General features: G+C 61.2%; 22 protein-coding genes and 1 tRNA gene. 12 read left to right on the top strand and 11 right to left on the bottom strand.

Features of this window, described 5'->3' with window-relative positions:
• Together BM438_RS45960 and BM438_RS41185 are read left to right on the top strand one after the other, a co-directional pair.
• A partial coding sequence (locus tag BM438_RS45960) for a hypothetical protein (protein WP_208620761.1) occupies positions 1-218 on the top strand: 218 nt, incomplete at its 5' end.
• A 501-nt stretch (positions 219-719) separates the two neighbouring features.
• A complete protein-coding gene (locus BM438_RS41185) occupies positions 720-1,499 on the top strand; it encodes a hypothetical protein (RefSeq protein ID WP_093646651.1) in 780 nt (259 codons plus the stop codon).
• Positions 1,500-1,523: 24 nt separating this feature from the next.
• Here the strand turns inward: BM438_RS41185 and BM438_RS41180 are convergent, their stop codons facing one another.
• Entirely contained in the window at positions 1,524-2,633 is a 1,110-nt protein-coding gene (locus BM438_RS41180; protein ID WP_093646649.1) for an asparaginase, read from the bottom strand.
• Between the two features lie 148 nt (positions 2,634-2,781).
• Complete coding sequence (locus BM438_RS41175; RefSeq protein WP_093646648.1) at positions 2,782-3,702, bottom strand: LysR family transcriptional regulator; 921 nt, start codon at positions 3,700-3,702, stop codon at positions 2,782-2,784.
• A 124-nt stretch (positions 3,703-3,826) separates the two neighbouring features.
• On the opposite strand from BM438_RS41175, the gene BM438_RS41170 reads away from it, so the two are divergent.
• Positions 3,827-4,738 (top strand): DMT family transporter, encoded by a 912-nt coding sequence (locus tag BM438_RS41170; RefSeq protein ID WP_093646646.1) that lies wholly within the window; start codon positions 3,827-3,829, stop codon positions 4,736-4,738.
• A 46-nt stretch (positions 4,739-4,784) separates the two neighbouring features.
• On the opposite strand, the gene BM438_RS41165 is transcribed toward BM438_RS41170, so the two are convergent.
• From BM438_RS41165 to acs, 8 genes are all read right to left on the bottom strand, one after another.
• On the bottom strand, positions 4,785-6,032 hold the full coding sequence (locus tag BM438_RS41165; RefSeq protein ID WP_093646643.1) for a metal-dependent hydrolase family protein: 1,248 nt from the start codon (positions 6,030-6,032) through the stop codon (positions 4,785-4,787).
• A gap of 62 nt (positions 6,033-6,094) precedes the next feature.
• Positions 6,095-7,402 (bottom strand): MFS transporter, encoded by a 1,308-nt coding sequence (locus tag BM438_RS41160; RefSeq protein WP_093646641.1) that lies wholly within the window; start codon positions 7,400-7,402, stop codon positions 6,095-6,097.
• A 204-nt stretch (positions 7,403-7,606) separates the two neighbouring features.
• Positions 7,607-8,551: a LysR substrate-binding domain-containing protein gene (locus tag BM438_RS41155; RefSeq protein WP_093646638.1), complete on the bottom strand. Its 945-nt coding sequence runs from the start codon at positions 8,549-8,551 to the stop codon at positions 7,607-7,609.
• Between the two features lie 109 nt (positions 8,552-8,660).
• Complete coding sequence (locus BM438_RS41150; protein WP_093646636.1) at positions 8,661-9,923, bottom strand: MFS transporter; 1,263 nt, start codon at positions 9,921-9,923, stop codon at positions 8,661-8,663.
• 424 nt (positions 9,924-10,347) lie between these two features.
• Positions 10,348-10,438 (bottom strand) — tRNA-Ser (locus BM438_RS41145).
• 60 nt (positions 10,439-10,498) lie between these two features.
• Positions 10,499-12,517 carry a sodium:solute symporter family protein gene (locus BM438_RS41140; RefSeq protein ID WP_093646633.1) on the bottom strand — a complete coding sequence of 673 codons (2,019 nt, stop codon included), beginning with the start codon at positions 12,515-12,517 and terminating at the stop codon, positions 10,499-10,501.
• A 4-nt stretch (positions 12,518-12,521) separates the two neighbouring features.
• A complete protein-coding gene (locus tag BM438_RS41135; RefSeq protein ID WP_093646631.1) occupies positions 12,522-12,914 on the bottom strand; it encodes a DUF4212 domain-containing protein in 393 nt (130 codons plus the stop codon).
• Between the two features lie 148 nt (positions 12,915-13,062).
• Positions 13,063-15,045: an acetate--CoA ligase gene (gene acs, locus BM438_RS41130; protein WP_093646653.1), complete on the bottom strand. Its 1,983-nt coding sequence runs from the start codon at positions 15,043-15,045 to the stop codon at positions 13,063-13,065.
• An 803-nt stretch (positions 15,046-15,848) separates the two neighbouring features.
• Between acs and BM438_RS41125 the strand changes: the two genes are divergently transcribed.
• The 8 genes from BM438_RS41125 (at position 15,849) to BM438_RS41090 (ending at position 22,363) form a co-directional block, all read left to right on the top strand.
• A complete protein-coding gene (locus BM438_RS41125; RefSeq protein WP_093646628.1) occupies positions 15,849-16,457 on the top strand; it encodes a TIGR00645 family protein in 609 nt (202 codons plus the stop codon).
• A gap of 57 nt (positions 16,458-16,514) precedes the next feature.
• Complete coding sequence (locus BM438_RS41120; RefSeq protein WP_093646625.1) at positions 16,515-18,038, top strand: fumarate hydratase; 1,524 nt, start codon at positions 16,515-16,517, stop codon at positions 18,036-18,038.
• 198 nt (positions 18,039-18,236) lie between these two features.
• Positions 18,237-18,716 (top strand): bacterioferritin, encoded by a 480-nt coding sequence (gene bfr / locus BM438_RS41115; protein WP_054042121.1) that lies wholly within the window; start codon positions 18,237-18,239, stop codon positions 18,714-18,716.
• 100 nt (positions 18,717-18,816) lie between these two features.
• Complete coding sequence (murI, locus tag BM438_RS41110; protein ID WP_093646623.1) at positions 18,817-19,704, top strand: glutamate racemase; 888 nt, start codon at positions 18,817-18,819, stop codon at positions 19,702-19,704.
• Positions 19,705-19,920: 216 nt separating this feature from the next.
• Positions 19,921-20,157, top strand: coding sequence for a (2Fe-2S)-binding protein (locus BM438_RS41105; RefSeq protein ID WP_054042125.1), 237 nt, complete (start codon positions 19,921-19,923; stop codon positions 20,155-20,157).
• 288 nt (positions 20,158-20,445) lie between these two features.
• Entirely contained in the window at positions 20,446-21,171 is a 726-nt protein-coding gene (locus BM438_RS41100) for an energy transducer TonB (RefSeq protein ID WP_093646621.1), read from the top strand.
• A gap of 27 nt (positions 21,172-21,198) precedes the next feature.
• The gene (locus BM438_RS41095) at positions 21,199-21,927 is read left to right on the top strand and encodes a MotA/TolQ/ExbB proton channel family protein (RefSeq protein WP_093646618.1); all 729 of its coding nucleotides are present in this window, start codon (positions 21,199-21,201) and stop codon (positions 21,925-21,927) included.
• Positions 21,928-21,943: 16 nt separating this feature from the next.
• Positions 21,944-22,363: an ExbD/TolR family protein gene (locus tag BM438_RS41090; RefSeq protein ID WP_093646616.1), complete on the top strand. Its 420-nt coding sequence runs from the start codon at positions 21,944-21,946 to the stop codon at positions 22,361-22,363.
• 403 nt (positions 22,364-22,766) lie between these two features.
• On the opposite strand, the gene BM438_RS41085 is transcribed toward BM438_RS41090, so the two are convergent.
• On the bottom strand, positions 22,767-23,756 hold the full coding sequence (locus BM438_RS41085; RefSeq protein WP_093646614.1) for a LysR family transcriptional regulator: 990 nt from the start codon (positions 23,754-23,756) through the stop codon (positions 22,767-22,769).
• Positions 23,757-23,879: 123 nt separating this feature from the next.
• On the opposite strand from BM438_RS41085, the gene BM438_RS41080 reads away from it, so the two are divergent.
• A complete protein-coding gene (locus BM438_RS41080) occupies positions 23,880-24,758 on the top strand; it encodes a pirin family protein (RefSeq protein ID WP_093646611.1) in 879 nt (292 codons plus the stop codon).
• Positions 24,759-24,789: the final 31 nt, after the last annotated feature.

The following is a 24,789-nucleotide window of genomic DNA, read 5'->3' as shown; positions in this document are numbered from 1 at the left end:
AGAGGTGTCCAGGTTCATTGAACCACTACACACTTACTTTCTTTGCCGCCGCAAAGAAAGATAAGCAAAGAAAGCGGCTAGAAGCCCCTGCTAAGTGGGCACCGTGGTCTGCTGCGGGTAGTGGTGCATCTGGAATCTGGGTTCGTGCCCGCGCACGTGCTTGTGACAAGGGCGTCATACTTCCGGCGGCGCTGCGCGCGCCGAAGAGCCATTCATAAAACCGATCGCTGCGTTTTCACGTTCGCGCCTCGCCATCGGGTTTCCGGCGCGAGTGCAGAGGCGCCTCGCCGAGGCGAAGCCGACGGCCCCCACAGACCTCAGCCGAAGCCGGTGGTTTCCCCTGCAGACCCGTCCGCGACGCACGCAGTGCGGAGTGGGGGCTGATGACTCCTTTGTCACTAACGCCGAATGTGAGAGAACACGGATTCCAGTCGCACCACTACCCCTGGCAAACCACGGTGCCCGCTTAGCAGAGGCTTCTAGCCGCTTTCTTTTGCCTACTTTTCTTTGCGGCGGCAAAGAAAAGTAGGTGCCGCCCCGCACAGGGGCAACGCTAATAGACCGCTAACAATGCAAGGAAAGGCACCAAAGCCAGAACAAGGAAAGCCCAAAGCCCTAAGAACACTGACAAACAACCGCCCCGCAGGGAAAAAAACCATAAACCCCAATTTCTATGTGACCATACCCAAACTAGAACCCGCACGGAGTGCAACAAAAAAATGCAACACCCTGACCCACTCCATCCCCTTCGCCCCTTCCTGAAAAACTTCGTGTGGGAACACGGCCACATCGGCACTCGCTACCTCAACTGCGCCACCGGCGAAATCAGCTTCGATGACGGCAAAAAATCCCGTTTCGCAGCAGAAAAATACCTCTACGTCCCGCTCGACAAAGACGCCACCGACGACCCACTGGCCACCGGCCCCGCAACCCAGGACGCCGCCCTCGCCCGCTTCCTGCGCGCCGCGCAACTCGGCAAACCCGAAGAAGCCGGCTCCGCCACAGAAGTCCAACGCGCCGTTCACGATTGCCTCGACCTGGCAATCTTCAGCGCCTATCAGCACGACGCGCTGCAAGCAGTCGACCACTACACCCAAGAAGCAATGTTCGACGACGAAATCCGTGCGGCCCTCGTCGACGATATTCGACGGGTCTACACGCCCATGCGCGAACAACTGGCGCTCTATGACTTCACCGTGCTGCACGGTCTGCCCACGCCGCTTCTCTTCAGCGATTCACCCTTCATCGATTGGCGCGTGCGCGTCAAGCCCGCTATGCCGTTCGTCTCGCTGCCCCTCGGACCCTATGCATTGCTGGTCGGCACGCCGTCCGGAAGAACCAGTCGCGCCGCACCCGTAGCGTGGAAAACGGCCGTGTCGATGGGCGTGCTAAAAGATCACAATCGCCTGATGGCCGAGCGCGCCCGTCTGTGGATCGTGGCCACCAGCGATGATCAACTGATCGCCATACAAGATCGCTTCAAGAAAGATGATGCGTAACCCGCTGCAGCGCCCCGCATAGCTTCACGCCTCGCGGTGTGAATGCGCTTCAAGCGCAAGCGAAAAGGCCATGTGGCCGATTTCGATGCCCATGGTATTGATCATGCGCGGCTTATGAAACGCGTCTAGTTGCGCACGTTGCTCAGGGCTGCCGATATCGAGTCGCGCGAGCAGTTCAGCAACGGTTGCATACAGCACGCCAATGTTGCCGTCCTCCACCTTCACCGCAATGCCTAGCGCACCGTTGGCGCCGAGCTGCTTAGTTTGCCGGGACGCACGCACGCCGATCGCGTAGCTACCGTCGGCGCCGACCTTGCCGATCAGCGCGCCATCGAACGCGCGCATCAAGGCGGTACAGAAACGCCCCTCGCCTGCTACCCACTCCGGATGCGCAGCCATCGCACGATAGATGCGTGCGAGCGCAGCGGTGCGTGGCGATATGGAAGAAGGAATGGACGAAGAAGCCGCGGACGAAGCCGAAACCTCATCCTCCGCGGCTGCGAGCTTCGCGAACAGTCGGGCGAGTCGGTCGAGGGGGAACGCCGGCGTCGGCAGATTGCAACCGTCGATCGACCATTGCACGGCATCGTCCAGCAAGTCGCACACCTCCGCGACGGTATGCTTCACGCGCACCTGTAGCGGGTGCTCCGGCAGTTCATAACCCCTTACTGCCGCGCCGATCGAACGCGCCCCGGCCAGCATGCCGGCGTGTTTGCCCGAACAATTGCTGCACACCGCGTCCGGTTTGAAATCGCGCTTCAACCAGTCGACGTACACCGCGTCGGACAATGGGGGATGGCCGCCGCAACGTAGATCGGCTTCGCTGACCTGTGCCTTGGCCAGCATCTGTCTCGTGCGTTCGATATGGCGCGGCTCGCTGCTATGCGAGGCGCACATGAGTGCAAGATCCGTTTCGTCGAAACCGAAACGCTCGAGCGCGCCCGTCTCGACTACCGCCAAAGCTTGTGCCGGTTTTGCCGCTGAGCGTGCCAGCGTGATACGCGACGGATCGCCGAATGAATACAGCAGGCGGCCGTCGGCCTGAACCACCGCGACATGGGCGATATGTGTATTCTCTATCGCTTCGCCGCGATAGACAGTCGCCGCAATCGGCCCGGTTTCACGCAAAGTCATGTTCGTTCTCCTCCTGGTCGCGTCGGTCGTCGCGATCGTTATCAATCATGGTGACGCGAGCGATTCTACGTTCGTCTTTCGCGCAATCCAAATCTCCGTTGGCCGGCCACGGCATGCAAACGACTTACGCGACGCGATAAGCCAGTGCTTAAGCCGCTTCGTGAATATGCTCGGCAAGATAGTCGATGAGCGCCCTTACCTTCGGCGGCAAGAAGCGGTTCGGCGGATACAACAGCCACACCGACCCCACGTAAGCGCGCGCTTCGAGATTCCAATCCGGCAGCACCTGCACGAGTTCGCCGCTCAGCAATGCATCCGTGGCGGCAAACTCGGGCAGGTTCGCGATGCCGAAACCCTGCTGCGCGGCTTCGAGTCGCGCGCCCGCATGATTGGCGATGTAACGCCCTTTCACGTCGACGGTTTGCGTCTCCGTGCCGCGGCGAAAGCGCCAGCGGTTGTCGTCGGCGGTTTCGCCGAGGTAGATGCAATCGTGCTTGAGGAGATCGCGCGGTTGCACCGGCGTGCCGTGCTCACGCAAATAAGCCGGCGATGCAACCAGCAGCCAGCGCACGGCCCCCAGCCTGCGTCCCGCGAGCCCTTGCGGAGGATGCTCGGTCAGACGGATCACCAGATCGACATCGTCGGCGAGCGGGTCGACGTCGTGATCGGTGAACAGCAGTTGCAGGTCGACTTCGTCATAAGCGCGCAGAAAGCCGGGAATCAGCGGATGAATCACGGTCTTCGCGAACGCGGTGGGCGCGCTCACGCGGACTTTGCCTTGCGGCCGCGCCGCCAGTTGCCCGGCGGCATCCACCGCGCCCGATGCCGCGCTCAACATGTCGCGGCAGAAACGCGCCACCTGTGCACCGGATTCCGTGACCCGCACCGTGCGCGTGGACCGTTCGAGCAGGCGTGTCGCCAACGCGTCCTCGAGCCGTTTGATCTGACGGCTGACCGTGGACGGCGTACTGCCGAGCTGACGTGCGGCGACCGAAAAATTGCCGGCATCGACGACGCGCGCGAAAACCGCCATATCCGGCAGCAACGCAAAAAGATCGGTTGGGTTCATCGTCGGGTGCTCGCGGGGTTTGAGCCGATTGATGCATCTGAAACATAAATGCTATGCGCAGCGACCCGATTATCGCCTTACAGGCAAAGTTCGACAATATGCGCTCATCTGCACGAGGTCAGCCATGTCGAAACAAGAACGCCTGCTTCTGCTCTCCGATCTGATGCTGCTAGCGGTTGCCGTGGTGTGGGGCACCAGTTACGGCGTCGTCAAAAGCGCCCTGGTGTTCTATCCAGTTTTGGGTTTGCTCGCGATCCGCTTCGGCATCACCTTCTTGATCCTGTCGCCCGCCTTGCGTCATTTGCGCGCCGCCGATGCCCGCACGCTGCGCGGCGTGCTGATCGCGGGCGCCTTGCTGCTCGGTATCTTTCTCTGCGAGACGTTCGGCATTCTGCTGACGCGCGCGGCCAATGCAGCGTTTCTGATCAGCTTATGTGTGGTGCTGACGCCGCTCGTCGAATGGTGGCTGCTCAAGCGCAAGCCGACTCGCATCGAATGGGCGGCGGTCGCGCTTTCGCTATTCGGCGCCTGGCTGCTAGCGGGGGATGGCGCGCTGAGTTTCAATCCCGGCGACGCGCTGATTCTGCTCGCCGCGCTGCTGCGCGCGCTGAACGTGTGCGTGACTAAACGTGTGATGCGCGACTCCGCGTTGCCGCCTTTGTCGGTGACGGCGGTTCAGTCAGGCGTGGTGGCATTTGGCAGCGCGGCGGTGGCGGTGCTGTTTGTGCCGCAACAGTGGCAACCGCTGCCGTCGCTTGCCGGGCATGCCATGTTCTGGGGTTACATCGGCTATCTGGTGATCGCGTGTACGCTGTTCGCCTTCTTCGCACAGAACTTTGCGATCAAACGCAGCAGCCCAACGCGCGTGTCGTTGCTGATGGGCAGCGAACCCGCCTTTGGTGCGCTGTTCGCGTGCATCTGGTTAGGTGAACGGATTTCGACGGCGGCATGGATCGGCGGTGCGTTGATCGTTACGGCATCGATTCTCGCGACGGTGCGATGGACCGCGTTGCGTGTGAGCGCGGCGGAGGCTTAGAGAATTTCCCGGGCCCGCGCCCGATCGCTGCACACGCATCTGCCGATTAGCGCGACGCGACCGTGCCCCGCTCGCTCACCACCTCGCCATGCTGGAAGACATACTCGAGGCGCTCGCCCTGCCCGGTCAACACGCCGATATCCTTGAGCGGATTGCCGTCGACCACCAGCACGTCCGCGATTGCGCCTGCTTTAATGACGCCGAGCTTGCCGCTCTGATCGACGATATCGGCGGCAATCGTGGTGGCCGAGCGCAATGCTTCCAGATTGCCGAGCACCTCGGCGCGAATGCGCAATTCGTCGCTCTGGAACGTATGCATTTCGCCGAGCAGGTCCGAACCGAATCCCATCGGCACACCGGCATTTGCATAAATCTGCAGCGAGTCGCGCCCCGCTTGCCGCACGGTCTCGACCTTGGCAATCGAATCGGCCGGCAAGCCGTAATCGGCGCCGTGTTTGGCCAACGCGTCGTAGGTGACCAGCGTTGGCACGACGAATGCGCCGTGCTCGCGCATCAGTTTTGCGGCGGCTTCGTCGACCAGATTGCCGTGCTCGATCGTGCGCACGCCACAGCGAATCGCACGCGAAATCGCGCGGCCTGTGTACGCATGCGCCATCACGTATGTGTTGGCTGCTTCCGCTTCAGCGACGATCGCGCGGATTTCATCCTCGGAGTATTGCGTGTTGCTGATCGGATCGGTCGGCGAAGCGACGCCACCGGATGCCATGATCTTGATCTGCGTAGCGCCCTTCTGAATCTCTTCACGCACGGCAAGCCGCACCGCATCGACACCGTCGACCACTCGCGCAATTGCCCCGGCGCGGAAGGCGCATGAACAGGGTTCGAGTACATCGCCACGCGGACGGAAATCGCCGTGACCGCCGGTTTGCGACAACGCCTTACCCGACGGAAAAATACGCGGCCCCGGAATCAATCCGCTCTCCAGCGCCTGCGTCAAACCCCAATCCGCGCCGCCCGCATCACGCACCGTCGTAAAGCCGCGGCCGACCATCGCCTTCAGAATCGGCAGTGCGCGAATCGCGGTGAGGATATTCGGCTGCGTCGCATTCACACCGAGGTTGGCGCGCGAAGCCAGCACGTGCACGTGACAATCGATCAGACCGGGCATCACCGTCTTGCCGCGTGCGTCGATCACGCACGCATTCGGCAGATCGACAGGACGATCGGTGACTTCGACGATATGGCCGTTTTCGATCACGACGTGATGGTGTTCGAGCAACACACCCTGGACCAGATCGAGTACGTTGCCGCCGCTGATTACCGTAATGCTCATTGATATCTTCCTGACTGGATGAAGGAATCCGTCCGGCCATTGTTCGCCGGACGCGCTGCCTCTCAGGCGTGGCTACGGCGCGGATCGCGCACATAGAACGTGCCGACGAGGCTGATGGTCGCGGCGATCATCACGTAGATCGCGGGCGCCATATTGCTGCCCGTCGACGCGATCAGCCACGTGATGAAGAACGGTGCGAAGCCGCCGAAAATCGTCACTGCGAAGTTGTACGCAACGGAAAGACCCGTCGACAAAACCTTGGTCGGAAACAGCTCGGAGAAGGCCGCGAGAATCGGGCCGGTGTAGGCGGCGATCAGCAAGCCGAACACGCCCTGAAACACCATCAGCGAAACCAGCCCAGGCGCGCTGTTGATGTAAGCGAACATCGGCCATGCGAGCACCAGGATCAATGCCGCGGCGCCGGAGAGGAAGCGGCGGCGGCCGAAGCGGTCAGCGAGCTTGCCGACCACCGGCGAGAAACACATGATCATCAGGCCACCGAACATGCCGGCACGAAAGCCCATCGATTGCGGCAGATGCAGCGTGCGCACCGAATAAGTCGGCATATAGAACAGCAGCACGTAGGTGCACACCGTCCACAAAATCACCATCGAGAAACTCGCGAACGTCTCGCGCGGAAAGCGACGGAACACTTCCGCGAGCGGCGAATCGCTTTTGGCTTCTTCCGTAACCGCGCTGAACGCCGGTGTTTCGTCCATGCGGCTGCGAATGAAATAGCCGACCGGTCCGATCAGAATGCCGATGAGGAACGGCATTCTCCAGCCCCACGAATGCAGCGCATCGGCGCTCAGACTCGACGTTACAAAAGTGCCGACCCCGGCCCCCAGCAGCACGGCAAAGCCGATGCTCGACTGAATCCAGCTCGAATAGAATGCGCGCTTGCCCGCCGGCGCATATTCGGTGAGAAACGCGGTGGCGGTGCCCATTTCGCCGCCAGCCGAAAAACCTTGCAGCAAGCGGGCGACCACGATCAGCACCGGCGCCCACAGACCGATCTGGTCATAGGTCGGCGCGAGGCCGATGAGTGCGGTGCCGCCCGCCATCAGCAGAATGGTCAGCGAGAGCGCCGCTTTTCGTCCGACTTTATCCGCGTACACGCCGAGCACCATGCCGCCCACCGGCCGCATGAAAAAGCCCACACCGAACGTCGCGACGGCAAGCAACAACGAGGTCAGTTCATTGCCGGTCGGAAAGAACAGCTTGGCGATGATCACCGCGAAAAAACTATAGACGGTGAAGTCGAACCACTCGAGCCCGTTGCCGAGCACAGTGGCGATAATCGCGCGGCGCCGCTGCTGCGCGAGCGAATCCACGGATATCGCGACGTTGGATGAAAGCGTTCCTTGCATGGTCTCTTTCCTTATCAGGCTGCTTGTGCCGCTATTGATGCGGCTGCTGCGTGGCTACGGGTCGGGCGAGCGTTTGCCAGCAAGGCGGCACGTCGGAATAGAACGTCGCCTCTGCATGCATAAAGCCGATCGTAGAGAGACCTGATTTGTTTTCGAAACGAAAGATTCGCATGCACGCATGCGCGTAGCGCATGCGAAAGGCAGTCAGGTTGCGCGTGTGTTGCTCGTCTCAGCGAGTGTTTGCCCGCTTGCCTGCGCCTCTGCCTGCTCGAAAAGCCAGCGCGTAAACAGGCGCGCCGCCTGGTTCTCAGCGCGGTCGTTTGGCGACACGACGTAGTAGCCGCCACCGTGGCTCGCCGATGCTCGCGTGGCGCGCACCAGCAGCCCCTCGTTCAGACACGCATCAATCATGTGACGCCAGCCGAGCGCGACACCCTGGCCGAGAATCGCCATCTGCACGAGTTGCGGATAGTGATTAATGACGACCGACTGTGGCGAGCCAGGCATCTGCACATTGTTAAGCCGGAACCATTCGGGCCACGACATCCATTGCCGCTGGCCGTCTTCCTGCATCAGCAATGTTTCATGCGCGAGATCGGCGGGCTCCAGCACGCGGCCGGCGAGATATCCGGGTGAACATACCGGGTACACGTCTTCGTCGAAAATGCGGCGGGCGGTGAAATGCGGCTCAGCGTGCTGGCGGATGTAGTACAGACCTACGTCGAATTCCGCGGGCGACAAAGATGCGAGCCCGTCGCGCACGATCATCCGGATCTTCACGTTAGGATGGGCGGCGCGAAACGCACCGAGGCGAGGTGTAAGCCACAACACCGCCACGCCCGACGAACACGCGATCGTCAACTCCAGATCGCCGTATCGCTTCATCACGTCGAGTGTGGCTTCCGAGCAATTGGCAAGCAGCCACTGCACATGCTTCGCGTAACGTTCGCCGGCGATCGTCAACCGTAGGGCGCGATGTTCGCGCACGAAGAGCGAGCGGCCGAGGAAGTCTTCGAGCTGCGCAATCTGGCGGCTGACCGCGCTTTGCGTCAGATGCAGTTCTACGGCCGCTTTAGTGAAGCTGGCATGGCGTACGGCCGACTCGAACGCGATCAGGCATTGAAGCGGGGGTAAAGGGGCGATCCGCATGATGAAGGTGGCCGAGTGAGGTTGCCACCATCATAGCGGGTCGAAGCACACGTCGAATCACGCGTGCGATGCAGCGCGCAATTGCAGGGTTTCGCCTCCAACGTTGCGATCAATGACTTGGCGCCAACGCTTCTTCCCGCTCCAGCGAGCGTGTGTTCTTGAGTTCCGGAAAGAATCGCATCCACAGCAGAGCGACGGCAATCGTTGCGATGCCGCCCACCAGTACTGCCGGTTGCGCGCCCCACCACCCTGCCGTCACACCGGATTCGAATTCACCCAGTTGGTTCGACGTCCCGATGAAAAGCGAATTGACCGCACTGACGCGACCCAGCATTTCGTCCGGCGTACGCAGTTGTACGAGCGACAGGCGCACCACCACGCTGATGGTGTCCGATGCGCCCAGCACCATGAGCGCGAAGAGCGACAGCAAGAATTGATGCGACAAACCGAACACCACGGTGGCCGCGCCGAACGCAATCACGCCGCCGAACATCGCAGCGCCGGGCCGGTTGCGTAACGGGAAATGCGCGAGCCAGATGGTGCCCGCGAGCGCGCCGATGGCGGTGCCTGAGCGCAACAGGCCGAGACCGAGCGGTCCGGTATGCAGGATGTCACGCGCAAAAACCGGCAGCAGCGCTGTCGCGCCACCGAACAGCACGGCGAACAGATCAAGCGATAGTGCACCGAGTATCACGGGCTCTTTGCGAATGAAGGCGATGCCCGAGAACACCGATTCGAGCGTCACCGGCGCGCGGCTCGCCAGCTTGGCCTGCAACGGAATGGCCCACACAGTGGCAGCGGCGGCCGCGAATGACAGCGTGCACGCGAGGTAGGCCACGCCCGGACCGACACCGTACAGCAGGCCGCCCAATGCTGGACCTGCGATCTGGGCGGTTTGATTTGCGGAGGTGGCCCATGCCGTCGCTTTGGGCAATTGTCCGCGTGGCACGACGCCCGGCAACAGCGATGCAACCGCGGGCGATTCGAAGGCGCGCGCCGCGCCCACGCATGCGGCCAGCACATAGATGACCGGCGCGCTGATCCAGCCGCCGAAGGTGCCGAAGGCGAATAACAATGCAGCGACGCTTTCGAGGCTTTGACAGATGGCCGCAATCCGGCGACGGTCGTAACGATCAGCGACGTGGCCGACCACGAGCGTCAGCACGAACATCGGCAGAAATTGGGCGAGGCCGACTAGGCCCAGTGCGAAGGCGCTATGCGTGAGTGCGTAGATGTGCCAGCCCATGGCCACGGCGAGCATCTGGAACGACAGCGATGAAAGGATACGGGTACACCAGAAACGCTGGAATGCGGGGTGTTTTGGCAGACTGAAGTTAGGGTCGCCGGCGGGGTCGGCTGGGGGTATGGGCATTGGTGTCTTGCTCTCGACTAGGCTGGCTGGGGCGGCAGGTAGTTTAGAGCAAGTTTGTTTATTTTGTTTTTATGGGTATGCGGGGGATTTTTAGGTGCGGCGTTCGGCGTTCGGGCGCGAGCCAGGTCGAGGTTCATCAATAGATGGCGGCGCTACCACGCTCAGTTCACGGGCCTGGTTTCGTGGCCGATTGATAGTGAGTCAAACTCAATGAGCGCTTGTGGAGCATGCGAGTACATCGCCGGTCGTTCAGGCTAAGCATGTTCTCATGCCGGCCAATCTGAACGATGCCCGCGTGCGGTCGTAAGGAGCTTTCTGTCGCGTACTCAGCGAATGAAGAAAATCACCTGATAGTCGATTTGTGGGTCGATAAAACAAAAAGCCGTTGAATCTCTTTAGATTCAACGGCTTCTCATTCAATTCGTGGCGGAGAGACGGGGATTCGAACCCCGGATAGGTTATTAACCTATACACGCTTTCCAGGCGTGCGACTTAAACCGCTCATCCATCTCTCCGGCGGGGAGCCGAATTATAGCAAACTTCGGGCCCTGCGCCAGACCCATGCGCAAACCGGCTTAAGGATGCCGGATGTAGTCCACCAGCGCCCTCGTATAGGCGTCCGGTTTCCGGTCCACGAGGCTCACCCCGATCGCAACCAGAAACCCCGCGGGCACGCCGAACACGCCCGAACTGATCGGCTCGATCCCGAACCACCGCGCGCCAGCAAAGCCCGTCATCTGCGTGAAGAATGGATACGTCGACACGATGTAGTAGATGCACACCACCAGCCCCGCCACCATACCCGCCACGGCCCCAAGCCGCGTGGTCCGCTTCCAGAACACCCCCAGCACCAGCACAGGAAACAGACTCGAAGCCGCCAGCGAAAATGCCGCGCCCACCAGAAACAGAATATTCCCCGTATTCAGGGAAGCCACATACGAGGCGAATAACGCCACCCCCAACAACAAAATCTTCGAGATCGTCACGCGCCGCTGGCTCGATGCCGTCGGATCGACCATGTGGTAGTAGACGTCGTGCGATAACGCGTTGGCGATGGTCAGCAGCAAACCGTCCGCAGTCGAGAGCGCCGCGGCCAACGCACCGGCCGCGATCAGTCCGGACATCACATACGGCAGCCCCGCGATCTCGGGCGCGGCGAGCACCACCATATCCGGCTGCATCTGGATCTCGCTCCAGCGCACGATACCGTCGCCGTTCGTGTCAGCAAGACTGATCAGACTCGGCTCGACCCTACGCCACTGCGTAAGCCACTGCGGTAAATCGGAAAAGTGATGGCCCACTAGGTTGGTTAGCATCTCGTACTTGATCAGCACTGCCAGCACAGGCACCGTCAAATAGAACAACGCGACGAAGAACAGCGTCCAGCCGACCGAGCGTCGTGCGGACGCCACCGAGGTCGTCGTGTTGTAGCGCGTCAGGATATGCGGCAGGCTCGCGGTACCAAGCGAAAGACACAGCAGCAGCGACAGAAAATTGCGTTCGTGTGTGCGCCTGTTTTCTTCGCTCGTGACCGGAAACGGCTCGTGCATCGGCACCGGCGCGGCCGCGCGCATCAGCATCTCATCGCGGCGTTGGGTCCAGACGATCTGCGCGGAGGCGGCATCGCGCGGAAATTGTTCGAGCGCCCGCTCGCGTTCCTTGATCTCACGCAGCGGGCCATTGTGGCGCCGTAAGTCCGCGACTTCCTGCATGAGGCGCAGCTTCTCGTCGACGAACGATTGCGGCAACGTGTCGAGCCGCATCTGCATCAACTCGGCGCGCCGCCGATAGTCGTCGCGTACGGTCTGCTCGAGCGGCGCGTCGCGCACCTGCTTCTCCAGACCTTCGACGCGCTCCATCAAGCGCCCGTAGTTGAACTGCGGCACCCAGCCGAGACCATCTTTATGCGCGATCATCGACACGGGAATCAGAATCGCCGCGATCAGGATGATGTATTGCGCGACCTGGGTCCACGTCACCGCACGCATGCCGCCCAGAAACGAACACACGAGAATGCCCGCGAGTCCGCAGAAAATGCCGACGGCGAAATCCACGCCGATAAACCGCGTCGCGATCAAGCCGACGCCCTGAATCTGCGCGACCAGATAAACGAACGAACAGAGAATCGCCGCTAACGCAGCGAGTCCACGCACCGCGTTACTCGAAAAGCGCGTGCCGAGAAAGTCGGGAATCGTATAGCGCGCGAGTTTGCGCACATATGGCGCCAGCAGGAACGCGACGAGACAATAGCCGCCGGTCCACCCCATCAGATACGCAAGACCGTCATATCCGGTCGCATAGATCGACCCGGCGAGGCCGATGAACGATGCGGCGGACAACCAGTCGGCCGCAGTCGCCATGCCGTTGAAGACAGACGGCACGCGCCGCCCCGCTACGTAGTATTCAACGAGGTCGGACGTGCGCGACAGCAATCCGATCACCGCATACACCGCGATCGGCACGAACAGGAACACATAGCCGATCCATACACCGGGACCGGTGGTCCGCTCGATGCGCCACATCACATAAATGAAAAGCAGGAAACCGAGCGTATAGAGCGCGTATGAGCGGATCAGCCGGTTCGTGAGCTTCATCGGCTCAGCTTCCGCGCGCAGTGGGCGCGGTGGAATCGGTACTGGCACCAGCGTTGGCACCAGCACTGGCATCCGCATCGAAAGCGCGTTGCAGACGGCGGTCGGCGCGCTGCATCAGCAGGATATAAACGACGATCAACGCCACGTAGATCAGAATCGCCCCTTGCGCACCGAAGTAGAACGGCAACCGGAAGCCGATGAAGCGCACCTGATCCAACGCCGGCGCCACCAGCGGCAAGACGAACGACACCACGAAGCCCAAGGTCATCAACGTCGCGATCAACGCGAGATTGAAGCGCCAGTATTTCTGATGCGCGCGCGCCATCGCTGCCGAGACCGGAGGGGGTTCGGGTGCGGGATTGAGCGTGGCGTGAGAGGTGTGGTGTGGCGCAGCCATGCGCCTATGTATCAAAAAGCCACCGGGCAGGCAATCGGGATTGTCCGCGCGATGGCTTTAACTGCCTGACCTAAGTGGTCGATACCTGGCTCCAGCCAAGGGCATATCGTTCGACATACCCTTGCTGAAAACCCAGGCAAACCTAAGCTCAGAGCGACTCGCCGAGCTGATCGAGAATCGCCGGGTTCTCCAGCGTCGACACGTCCTGGGTGATTTCCTCGCCCTTCGCAAGCGAGCGCAACAGGCGGCGCATGATCTTGCCCGAGCGCGTCTTCGGCAGGTTCTCACCGAAACGGATGTCCTTCGGCTTGGCGATCGGACCGATCTCCTTGGCGACCCAGGCGCGCAGTTCGTTGGCGAGCTTCACTGCTTCTTCGCCTTCAGGACGCGCGCGCTTGAGCACCACGAATGCGCACACAGCTTCGCCGGTGGTCGCATCAGGACGGCCCACCACGGCCGCTTCAGCCACGATCGGGTTCGACACGAGCGCCGATTCGATCTCCATCGTGCCGAGGCGGTGACCGGACACGTTGAGCACATCGTCGATGCGGCCCATGATCGTGAAGTAGCCGGTTTCCTTGTCGCGCACCGCGCCATCGCCGGCGAGATATAGCGTGCCGCCGAGTTCTTCGGGGAAGTAGCTCTTCTTGTAGCGGTCCGGATCGCCCCATACGTTGCGCAGCATCGATGGCCATGGACGCTTCACCACCAGAATGCCGCCCTGTCCGTTCGGCACGTCCTGACCGGTTTCATCGACCACAGCCGCCATGATGCCCGGCAGCGGCAGCGTGCACGAACCCGGCACTAATGGCGTCGCGCCCGGCAGCGGCGTGATCATGTGGCCGCCGGTTTCGGTTTGCCACCACGTATCGACGATCGGGCAGCGGCCGCCGCCGACGTTCTCGTGATACCACACCCAAGCTTCCGGATTGATCGGCTCGCCGACCGTGCCGATGATGCGCAGCGTCGACAGATCGTAGCTCTTCGGATGCACTTTCGCGTCCGCTTCAGCGGCCTTGATCAGCGAGCGGATCGCGGTCGGCGCGGTGTAGAACAGCGTGACCTTGTGCTTGGCAATCATGTCCCAGAAGCGGCCGGCATTCGGATAGGTCGGCACGCCTTCGAACACGACCTGCGTGCCGCCAAGCGTCAACGGACCATACGTGATGTAGCTATGGCCGGTGATCCAGCCGATGTCGGCGGTACACCAGAACACATCCGTGGGCCTCCAGTCGAACGTCCACTTCATGGTCTGCGCGGCCCACAGCAGATAGCCGCCGGTGCTGTGCTGCACGCCCTTCGGCTTGCCGGTCGAACCCGATGTGTACAGGATGAAAAGCGGATGCTCGGCGCCGACCCACTCGGGCGCGCATTGATCCGATTCAGCCTGCGTGAGTTCGTGCATCCACAGATCGCGGCTTTCGTCCCATGCGATCTTGCCGCCGGTGCGCTTGTAGACGATCACGCTCTTCACTGCGTCACAGCCGCCCATGGCAATGGCTTCGTCGGCGATATTCTTTAGCGGCAATGCTTTGCCACCGCGCATCTGTTCGTCGGAGGTGACGAGCGCGACGGCGCCAACATCCACCAGACGCTCATTGAGCGACTTCGACGAAAAGCCGCCGAACACGACCGAATGCGTTGCACCGATCCGCGCACACGCTTGCATCGCGACAATGCCTTCGATCGACATCGGCATATAGATCACGACGCGATCACCTTTCTTCACGCCGCGTTTTTTCAGCGCGTTCGCAAAGCGCGACACACGTTGCAGCAGATCCTGATAGGTGACATTGGTGACGGTGCCGTCGTCGGCTTCGAAGATGATCGCGACGCGCTCGCCGTTACCGGCTTCGACATGACGGTCGATGCTGTTATACGACGCGTTCAGCTGACCGTCTTCGAACCATGTGTAGAAAGGCGCCTTCGATTCGTCGAGCACTTTGCTGAAAGGCTTGTTCCAGTTGAGCGTCTCGCGAGCGAGGCGCCCCCAGAAACCTTCGTAATCGCGCTCCGCTTCGGCGGCAAGCGCCCGGTACGCATCCATACCGGAGATCGACGCGCCTGCCGCTGCTTCAGCGGAGGGCGGGAAAACACGGTGTTCCTGAAGAACCGATTCAATCGCAGACATCGACAACCCCTTGGTGAAGATGAAACGTAAAACCTGTGCCGGCGCGCCTGTGGCTCGCCATGTCATGATGCCGCCGCCATTCGTGATCATTCGTGATCGATAGGCCGCGCGCTGTCTCCAACCCTCGCGCAGCAATCACCGATCGCTGCGCCGCGGCCCGTTCACCTTTCACTTCCATCTATGCCGCACCGCAACATAAATGAATGGCTGGCGTTCCGCTCTCATGCTTAAACATAAACTTTGCAACTTACCGGCCACTTACGTGCGGTGCATCGCGTGACGGGCGAAAACCCTTACGCGGTTCAGACTGGTCACGCACGGCATGCTACGCGTTACGGTCCGTTCATGCGTACTGATCGACATGCCGATACAAGCGATCCATGCCGAAATCGGGTCCACGGGAAGCATCACTTGCGCCCCACCGGCACTTCGCCTTTATGCTGGCTCACACGCCCTCTTACAATGCTAACTGAACTAGCCGTGTGGATTCCAGCTTGAATCGCTACTCCCTGCGTCTCATTACCTCGCCTGCGTGATGCGCGACGGCAGGGATCGGACCGGCGAGCCTGAAGGTCAAGCGATGCCGCCGGTGGCCTCATAAGCGCCGCACTGCCCGCGGCGGCGCAGCAAATTCACCCGACGCTGTACAATAGCGCGCCTGACGCGAGCTTTTCCGGCCTTCCCTGGCCGCGTACCGCGCCGTCTGCGCCTCGTTTGCGTGCATGATCCGCGCGTTTGTTTGCGCTTCGGGTCAGCGCATTTGGTTCGTGTTCCGTCACCTGCGTTTCATCTGACTCTTGCCTATGTCCGCTCCGCGCCTCGACTCAGCCCGTCAGCGCCGCCCGCTGCGCCCGCTCCCCGCCCTCATCTTCATGAGCCGCTGGCTGCAAGTGCCGCTCTACCTCGGCCTGATCGTCGCGCAAGGCGTGTACGTCGTCCTGTTCCTGAAAGAAGTCTGGCATCTGGTCAGCGCGTCCATGACGCTCGACGAAACCAACATCATGCTGGTGGTGCTCGGCCTGATCGACGTGGTGATGATCTCGAACCTGCTGATCATGGTGATCATCGGCGGGTATGAAACCTTCGTGTCGCGCCTGGGCGTTGAGGGTCATCCGGACGAACCGGAATGGCTCGACCACGTGAACGCCGGCGTGCTGAAAGTTAAATTGTCGATGGCGCTGATCAGCATCTCGTCGATCCATCTGTTGAAGACCTTCATCAGCCCCGACCAGAATTCGACGCACACCATCATGTGGCAGGTCATCATCCACGTCGCGTTCCTTCTCTCGGCGGTGGTGATGGCGCTGGTCGACCGCCTGACCACGCATACGCATCCAAAACATTTTCAGGAACCCGTCGGCATACAGCCGCTGGGTTCTAACGGTTCCACTCCCCTGAAGGCGCACGACTGACCGCACTGCCCTGCGAGTCTGATAACAAGCGCCATTGTCCCCACTGAGCTAGCCATCATGACCGTCATCAAACAGGAAGATCTGATTCAGAGCATTGCTGATTCGCTTCAGTACATCAGCTATTACCACCCGCTCGATTACATCCAGGCCTTGGGCCGCGCTTACGAGCTCGAAGAGAGCCCCGCCGCGAAGGACGCGATCGCGCAGATTCTCACCAACAGCCGCATGTGCGCCGAAGGCAAACGCCCGATCTGCCAGGACACCGGCATCGTCACGGTGTTCGTGAAGGTCGGCATGGACGTGCGTTGGGACGGTGCGACGATGGGCGTCACCGAAATGATCAACGAAGGCGTGCGCCGCGGTTATCTGAACCCGGACAACGTGCTGCGCGCATCGATCGTGAGCCCGCCGGAAGGCGCGCGCAAGAACACGAAAGACAACACGCCGGCCGTGATCCACTACGAGATCGTGCCGGGCGACAAGGTCGACGTGCAGGTTGCGGCGAAGGGCGGCGGCTCGGAAAACAAGTCGAAGTTCGCAATGCTGAACCCGTCGGATTCGATCGTCGACTGGATTCTGAAGACCGTGCCGACCATGGGCGCAGGCTGGTGCCCGCCGGGCATGCTCGGCATCGGCATCGGCGGCACCGCTGAGAAAGCGATGGTGATGGCGAAGGAATCGCTGATGGATCCGATCGACATTCAGGACGTGATCGCACGCGGCCCGCAGGACTGGATCGAAGAACTGCGCGTCGAACTGCACGAGAAGGTCAACGCGCTCGGTATCGGTGCGCAAGGTCTCGGCGGTCTGGCTACGGTCCTTGACGTCAAGATCATGGCCGCGCCGACGCACGCGGCGAGCAAGCCGATCGCAATCATCCCGAACTGCGCAGCGACCCGTCACGCGCACTTCACACTGGATGGTTCGGGCGTGGCCAAGCTCGAAGCGCCGTCGCTCGACGCATGGCCGAGAGTGCAGTGGGAACCGGATACGGAAAAGAGCCAGCGCGTCGATCTGAACACGCTGACGCCGGAAGAAGTCGCAGCATGGAAGCCGGGCCAGACGCTGCTGCTGTCGGGCAAGATGTTGACGGGCCGCGACGCGGCACATAAGCGCATCGCCGACATGCTCGCGAAGGGCGAAAAGCTGCCGGTCGACTTCACGAATCGCGTGATCTATTACGTCGGCCCGGTCGATCCGGTGCGTGACGAAGCCGTCGGCCCGGCAGGCCCGACCACCGCCACGCGGATGGACAAGTTCACCGAGACGATGTTGTCGCAAACCGGTCTTATTTCGATGATCGGCAAAGCCGAGCGTGGCCCGGTTGCGATCGAGGCGATCAAGAAGCACAAGGCCGCGTATCTGATGGCCGTGGGCGGCGCCGCTTACCTCGTGTCGAAAGCAATTCGCAGCGCGAAGGTTCTCGCGTTCGAAGACCTCGGCATGGAAGCCATCTACGAGTTCGACGTGCAGGATATGCCGGTGACAGTCGCCGTCGATTCGAACGGCACCTCGGTGCACCAGACTGGCCCGAAGGAATGGCAAGCCAAGATTGGCAAGATTCTAGTCGCGACGGTTTGATCAGCGTTTGATCGGCGGTAACAGCTGGAAAGTAGAAGCCGGGGCCTCGAACCCCGGCTTTTTTATGATGAAATGAGAACGGTACGCATCACGCACAAAACCTTGCAAATCAAGGCAAAAAACTGTTTTTTTGCCTTGGCTTTTTGTCCTTCGGCGTTTATTGTTCTGGGAAATTCAAGTCTCTAATAAGGAAACCCCATGCAAGGCGACAAGAAAGTTATCGAGTATCTGAACTCCCAGCTCAAGAACGAGCTCACCGCCATCAATCAGTACTTCCTGCACGCGCGGATGTACAAGCACTGGGGACTCGAGAAACTCGGCAAGCATGAATACGACGAATCGATCGGCGAAATGAAGCACGCCGACTGGTTGATCGAACGCATTTTCATGCTCGACGGTCTGCCTAACCTGCAAGACCTGCACAAGCTGCTGATCGGCGAAGAAACCAAAGAAATCCTCGAGTGCGATCTGAAGCTCGAACAGATTTCGCAAAGCACCTGCAAGGAAGCCATCGCGTACTGCGAATCCGTGCGTGACTTCATCTCGCGCGAAATCTTCGTGAAGATTCTCGACGACACCGAAGAACACATTGACTGGCTTGAAACGCAGCTGGACCTGATCGACAAGGTCGGCATCCAGAACTACCAGCAAACCGCAATGGGTTCGATCGAGTCCTGATCGGACCACGTTGGAACGGCCAGCGCGGGCGGTATACTTGCGCACTTCCCCGTTTTGTGAGTTTGCCGTGACCGCTGTGCCGCGCGTGTCCTCATCGCCTATGACCGCAGAATCGCCGTCCTCAAGTGCCACGATTGCCACCTCAGGTGGCGGTTCGCGAGCGCCGGTCGGCATATTCGACTCGGGTCTGGGCGGTTTGTCGGTGCTGCGAGCGGTCCGGGCGCAACTGCCCGGCGAGGCGCTCATCTATGTCGCCGACTCGCTCTACGCCCCCTACGGCGAACGCGACGACGACTTCATCGCCGACCGCACCCTTGCAATCGGGCAATGGCTCGCCAGCCAGGGCGCGAAGGCGCTGGTGGTCGCATGCAACACGGCGACCGCGCAGTCGATCGCACTGGTCCGCGAAAAGCTGGCGATTCCGCTGGTGGGAGTCGAGCCAGGCATCAAACCGGCCGCGCTGCAGTCGAAAACACGCGTAGCCGGCGTGCTCGCCACCCAGGTCACCTTGCGCAGCGCCCGCTTTCAGGGGCTGCTGGAGCGCTACGCCGCCGATTGCCGTTTTCTTTGCCAGCCGGGCCACGGGCTCGTGCAGGCAGTGGAACGCTGCGACGTAGACTCCGCCGAACTGCGCGCGCTACTGCGCAGCTACCTGCAACCCATGCTCGATGCCGGCGCCGACACCCTGGTGCTCGGCTGCACCCACTACCCGTTTCTCGATGCGGCGATCCGCGATATCGTCGGCGACCGGCTCATGCTGATCGACACAAGCGTCGCCATTGCGCGTCAGCTGGAGCGGGTACTCGACCAGCACGGATTGCGCGCCGCCCCGGAAAGCGCCGCCGCTGTTCTGCCCCGCTTTTATTCGACCAGCGACGGCACCCATCAGCAACAGCTCGCCGCGACCCTTCTGCAAATCGACGCCGCAGTCGACCAGGTTGTAATCCCGTCGCGCCGCACGGCAGCGCCGGATTCCCAAGCCGCATAAAACCTCTCGCCAGCGCGTTTTCCCGCCGCCGCATGGCCTTTTGGGGCGCTTTTTAGCCGTTTTCGCCCCTTCTCCGGCGCTTGGCCGGGCCCCCGCTCCTTAGTCGAAACCCTTCTAAGAGTCTGGTTTTGTTACAAAAAATCATGCAGGACGCTTGCCAAACCGGCCAATCAAAATGATAATAGTTCGCATTAACGTTAGCTATGACGCCCTGCCATGATTGTCTGTGTCTGCAAGTCTGTTTCTGACCGAAAGATCCGTGCCTCGATCGCGGATGGCGTCGATTCGTTCGACGAACTCCAGTTCGAACTCGGCGTCGCTTCCTGCTGTGGCAAGTGCGCGGATTCCGTGCGCGGCGTCATGATGGAAAGCGGCGTGTGCGCGAGCCGCTGCGGCTTCGATCATCACTCGCAGGCTATCCCGCTGACGTTTTACGAACGCAAGGCCGCCTGAATCGCGGCTTGAGGGCGCGGCGCCACGCGGCGCGCCTTGGGTGTTCACTGCCTCACTGCCTCATGCTCAGTTTCTAAGCGCGGTTTCACGCGCTGCTTCACGCGTTATCCCACTGCCGTCAGCAAGCCAGTATCCGTACCAGCCAGCTACCCGCTCACCCGTTAAAAGGAGTTCGAGATGGAATTGCTGATTGGTTTCGTGACTACTTTGTTCATTTCGCTGCTGATCTTTCGAACATGACGATGTCTTGTCTGACGTGCCGCATCGACGGCACGCCGCCACGCTAACATGCAGGCCTCGCATACCATTTCAGCCGCCACGTCGGCTTCGTCCCCCCGAATGAATTCCCGTGCGCTGTCCGCGACTGCTGCGGTCGCGGCAATTCACATCGCTTTGCTTGCGGTGATCCTGACGCTGCGTCATGAACCGCTGCAACCCGTGATCGAAGCGAAGGTGATGACCGCGCAGCTGCTGGCGCCGGCGCCGGTCGCCGCGCCCGTCGCGGTGCAATCGATCGCCCCGCCGCCGCCCAAGCCGACACCGCCGGTTCACACCAAGCCGAAGGTCCAGCCCAAACCGACTCCTACGCCGACACCCACGCCGCTGCCGGTCGCCGCGGCTCCGTCGCCGACACCTGTCGCCGCGCCCGAACCGACGCCCGCGCCTGCCGCACCGGCGGCGCCAGCCGCTCAGGCCGCGCCGGCGATCGGCCGTCCGACCATGGACATCACGGCGCCGAAGAACGTCTCGCATATCGAGTGCAGCATGATCACGCCGGACTACCCCGCGCTGTCGAAGCGCCGCGGCGAAACCGGTACGGCCTATGTGACGTTTGTCATCGGACCGACAGGAAAGGTTGAAAGCATCTCGCTCAAAAAGAGCAGCGGCTTCAGCCGCCTGGACGACGCCGCCATCGCCGCCGCGCATGCGAGCTCGTGCAAGCCCTATCTCGAGAACGGTCAGGCCATTCGGGCCACGGCCACCCAGCCTTATAACTTCAATCTGAACGATTGAGGCAGATTTTAAAAACAAGGAATTGCAATGCAAAACTACGGATTGGCGCACGTGTGGGCGCAAGGGGATTTCGTGACGCGCGGTATCGCGCTCGCGCTGTTGATCATGTCGGTTATGTCGTGGAGCGTGATCGTCATCAAAGGCTGGAATGTGATGCGCCTGAAGCGTCTCACGAAGAATGCCGAGCAGCAGTTCTGGCATTCGGACGATCTCGCCGACGGGGTGAAGAAGCTCGGCGCCGGAGCGTCGACGCCGCACGACAACCCGTTCCTCGCACTCGCGCTGTCGGGACAGGAAGCTGCCGATCACCATCATCAGACGCAGCCGCATCTGCACGATCGCATGGACGTGTCGGATTGGGTGACGCGCTGCCTGAAGGACACGATGGACGAAAGCGTTGCGCGCATGCAAAGCGGTCTGGCGATTCTCGCCTCGATCGGCAGTACGGCGCCGTTCGTCGGCCTGTTCGGCACGGTGTGGGGCATCTATCACGCACTGCTGGCGATCGGCGCAAGCGGCCAGTCGTCGATCGATCAGGTCGCGGGCCCGGTGGGTGAAGCACTGATCATGACCGCGTTTGGCCTCTTCGTCGCAATTCCGGCCGTGCTCGGCTATAACGCACTGACGCGCGCCAACAAGGCGATCGTCGCCAAGCTGAGCCGCTTTGCACACGGTCTGCATGCGTTCTTCGTGACGGGCGCCCGCCTGTCGTCATCCAAGCGCGGCGACGGTTTGCGCCTCGCGCGCGCCAACTGATCGACGAGGCACTCCGATGGCAATGAGCCCTTTCGCCAGCGACGATGACGACGGCCTGATGAACGAAATCAACATGACGCCGCTCGTCGACGTGATGTTGGTTCTCCTGATCGTCTTCATGGTGACGATTCCGGTGATTCGTCACGCGGTCAAAATCGATCTGCCGCACGCGAGCAGTCAGAAAGAAGACACCAAGCCCGCGCAAGTCACGGTCTCCGTCGATGCTGACGGCAACGTCTTGTGGGACGACAAGAAGGTCGACGACGCAGCGCTGCGCGCGAAGATTGCAGAGGCTGCGCAAGCGAATCCGCAGCCGGAGCTGCATCTGGATGCGGACCGCAAGGTCGCGTACGAGAAAGTGGCGGAGGTGATGTCGGCGGCGCAGGCCGGCGGTCTCACGAAGATCGGTTTCGTCACGCAGCCCAAAGGCAAATAAGCGCAAGTGATCTGAGCGCAGCAATGCTGCCCTTGTTACGCAGCGCCTGCCGAAAAAACAGAAAAGCCCTTGTTTCAAGGGCTAAAAGTAAAAGGCCTTCATCGTCAGATGAAGGCCTTTTTTTTGCGCACTCGGCGCCTTCGGGCGGCGGGATCATTTACCATCAGAAGATGACTGATAGCTCGAGTCACCGCATGCGACAGCCGTGATCGACACGGACAGCGCGGTCAGCCCTATCAGGCCCACTATCATAGAGGCCATGAGTTTTCGCATAAGAGACTCCTTAGCGAAGGGATTTCACTATAGGCCTGCGAGCGCGCGCATTCAAGCAAACTGCCATTGAAAGTACTCATGACAGGCGGCGCTTAAATGCTAAAAGCGATGTTGCCGTGTCTAATAAGTGCTATGACGCGACTGCAAGAACAGGCTGCGCTGCGTCTTGCGCCGCCGCACGCGTCGGGCACTCGCCCGTAATGTGCTTACCTTCGTCCGGATCGAGCATTTCGACCAGATAATCGACGAACGCGCGCACAGCCGGCACCATTCCCTGCCGCGACACGAATACCGCGTACAACTGCGGCGTCGGAAGGGTCCAGCCGGGCATCACCGGCGACAATTGCCCCGCGCGCAGCGCGCTGCCGTACATCATCTCCGGCAATGCCGCGATACCCACGCCGGACAGCACGGCTTCACGAATCGTCATCAGATCGGCGGTGACGAGGCGCGGCTCGTGTTCGTGCGCGTGGCGCGTGCCGTCGGGGGCGATCAGATCGAAGACGTGGCGTCCGTCGCCGGTCGGCACGTCGAGCGTTTCAAAGCGGCTCAGATCGGCAGGCAATAGCGGCGGCGCATTCTGCTGCAACAGGCTCGGCGCGCCGACCAGCATCTGCTGCGTGCGCCACAACGGCCGCACGACGATATTGGCGTTCTCAGGCGGAGCGGAGCGCACACGCAACGCGATATCGATCGAATCCTCGAACAGATCAACCACACGGTTCGTCACGCGCATCACCACCCGCACTTCCGGGTAGCGATGCATGAATTCCGGCAGGATCTGCGACAGGATGGTCTGCGAAATCGTCACCGGCACGCTCACGCGCACCGTGCCACGCGGCGAAGAGCGAAGTTGCTGCACGACATTGACCGCCGCCTGGGCCTCGCTCAGCATCGCCTGACAGTGCTGGTAGAAGAGCTGGCCGGCTTCAGTGAGCGCCAGCTTGCGGGTGGAACGCTGCAACAAACGTACGCCTAACGACGCCTCCAGCTCAGTGAGCCGGCGCGACAGGCGCGACTTGGAAATGCCCAGCACGCGCTCGGCGGCAGAAAAACCGCCATGTTCGACGACCTGCGAAAAATACATCAGGTCATTCAGATTGTGTGAATCGATCTTCATCTCATCGTTCCAGTAATAGAACAATCCATTGCGTGAGGGTGGCTGGCGCCTAGGAAAACGGTCCCTATAATAGCTCTATGTTTCAAAAATAACGCTATTCCCCATTTTTTAAGGTGACTTTTGATGAGCACGACACGCACGATCGAACGCACGTTTCCCGCCGTTCGCACGACCGAAGGCGGCGGGTTTATCGTCCACCGTCCGTTTCCGACCCGCTTGCTGATGGATTTCGATCCGTTCCTGCTGCTCGACGAAATGGGGCCGATCGACTACGCGCCAGGCGAGGCCAAAGGCGCGCCGGATCATCCGCATCGCGGCTTCGAAACGGTCACGTACGCGCTCGAGGGTCAGTTCGGCCACAAGGACTCGGCGGGCCATTCGGGCACGCTGCGTGCCGGCGACGTGCAATGGATGACCGCGGGCGCAGGCGTCGTGCACAGTGAGATGCCGGACCCGTCGTTCGTGCGCGACGGTGGGCGCGTGCATGGCGTGCAACTGTGGGTGAATCTGCCGCGCCGCGACAAGATGATCGCGCCGCGCTATCAGGAGATACCGTCGGCAAGCATTCCGGTCGCAACGTCCGTGGACGGCAAGGTCCGCGTGAAGGTAATCGCGGGCGAAGCGCTCGGCGTGAAGGCGGCGATCGAAACGCGCACGCCGATTCTGTATCAGCATTTCTCGCTGCAACCGGGCGCGACGATCCAGCAACCGGTGCCGACCGACTATCGCGTGTTTGCTTACAGCCTGTCCGGTAAGGGCTTCTACGGCGAAGGGGAAGCACGCCAGGAAATCGACGCGCAGAAGATGGTGGTGTTTGGGAACGACGGCGACTCGATCACGCTGACGGCCGGCGCCGAGCCGCTCGAAGTGCTGCTGCTGGGTGGCGTACCGCTGAAAGAACCGGTGGTGCGCTACGGTCCGTTCGTGATGAACACGGAAGACGAAATCCGTCAGGCCGTGACCGATTACCAGGCCGGGCGCATGGGCGCGATCACCCACTGATCTGCCACGCCGGCACGCGCCGCCGCGCACG

It is taken from the genome of Paraburkholderia aspalathi (genome assembly GCF_900116445.1).
Taxonomy (GTDB): Bacteria; Pseudomonadota; Gammaproteobacteria; order Burkholderiales; family Burkholderiaceae; genus Paraburkholderia; species Paraburkholderia aspalathi.
This window is presented reverse-complemented; position numbering and strand designations above follow the sequence as displayed.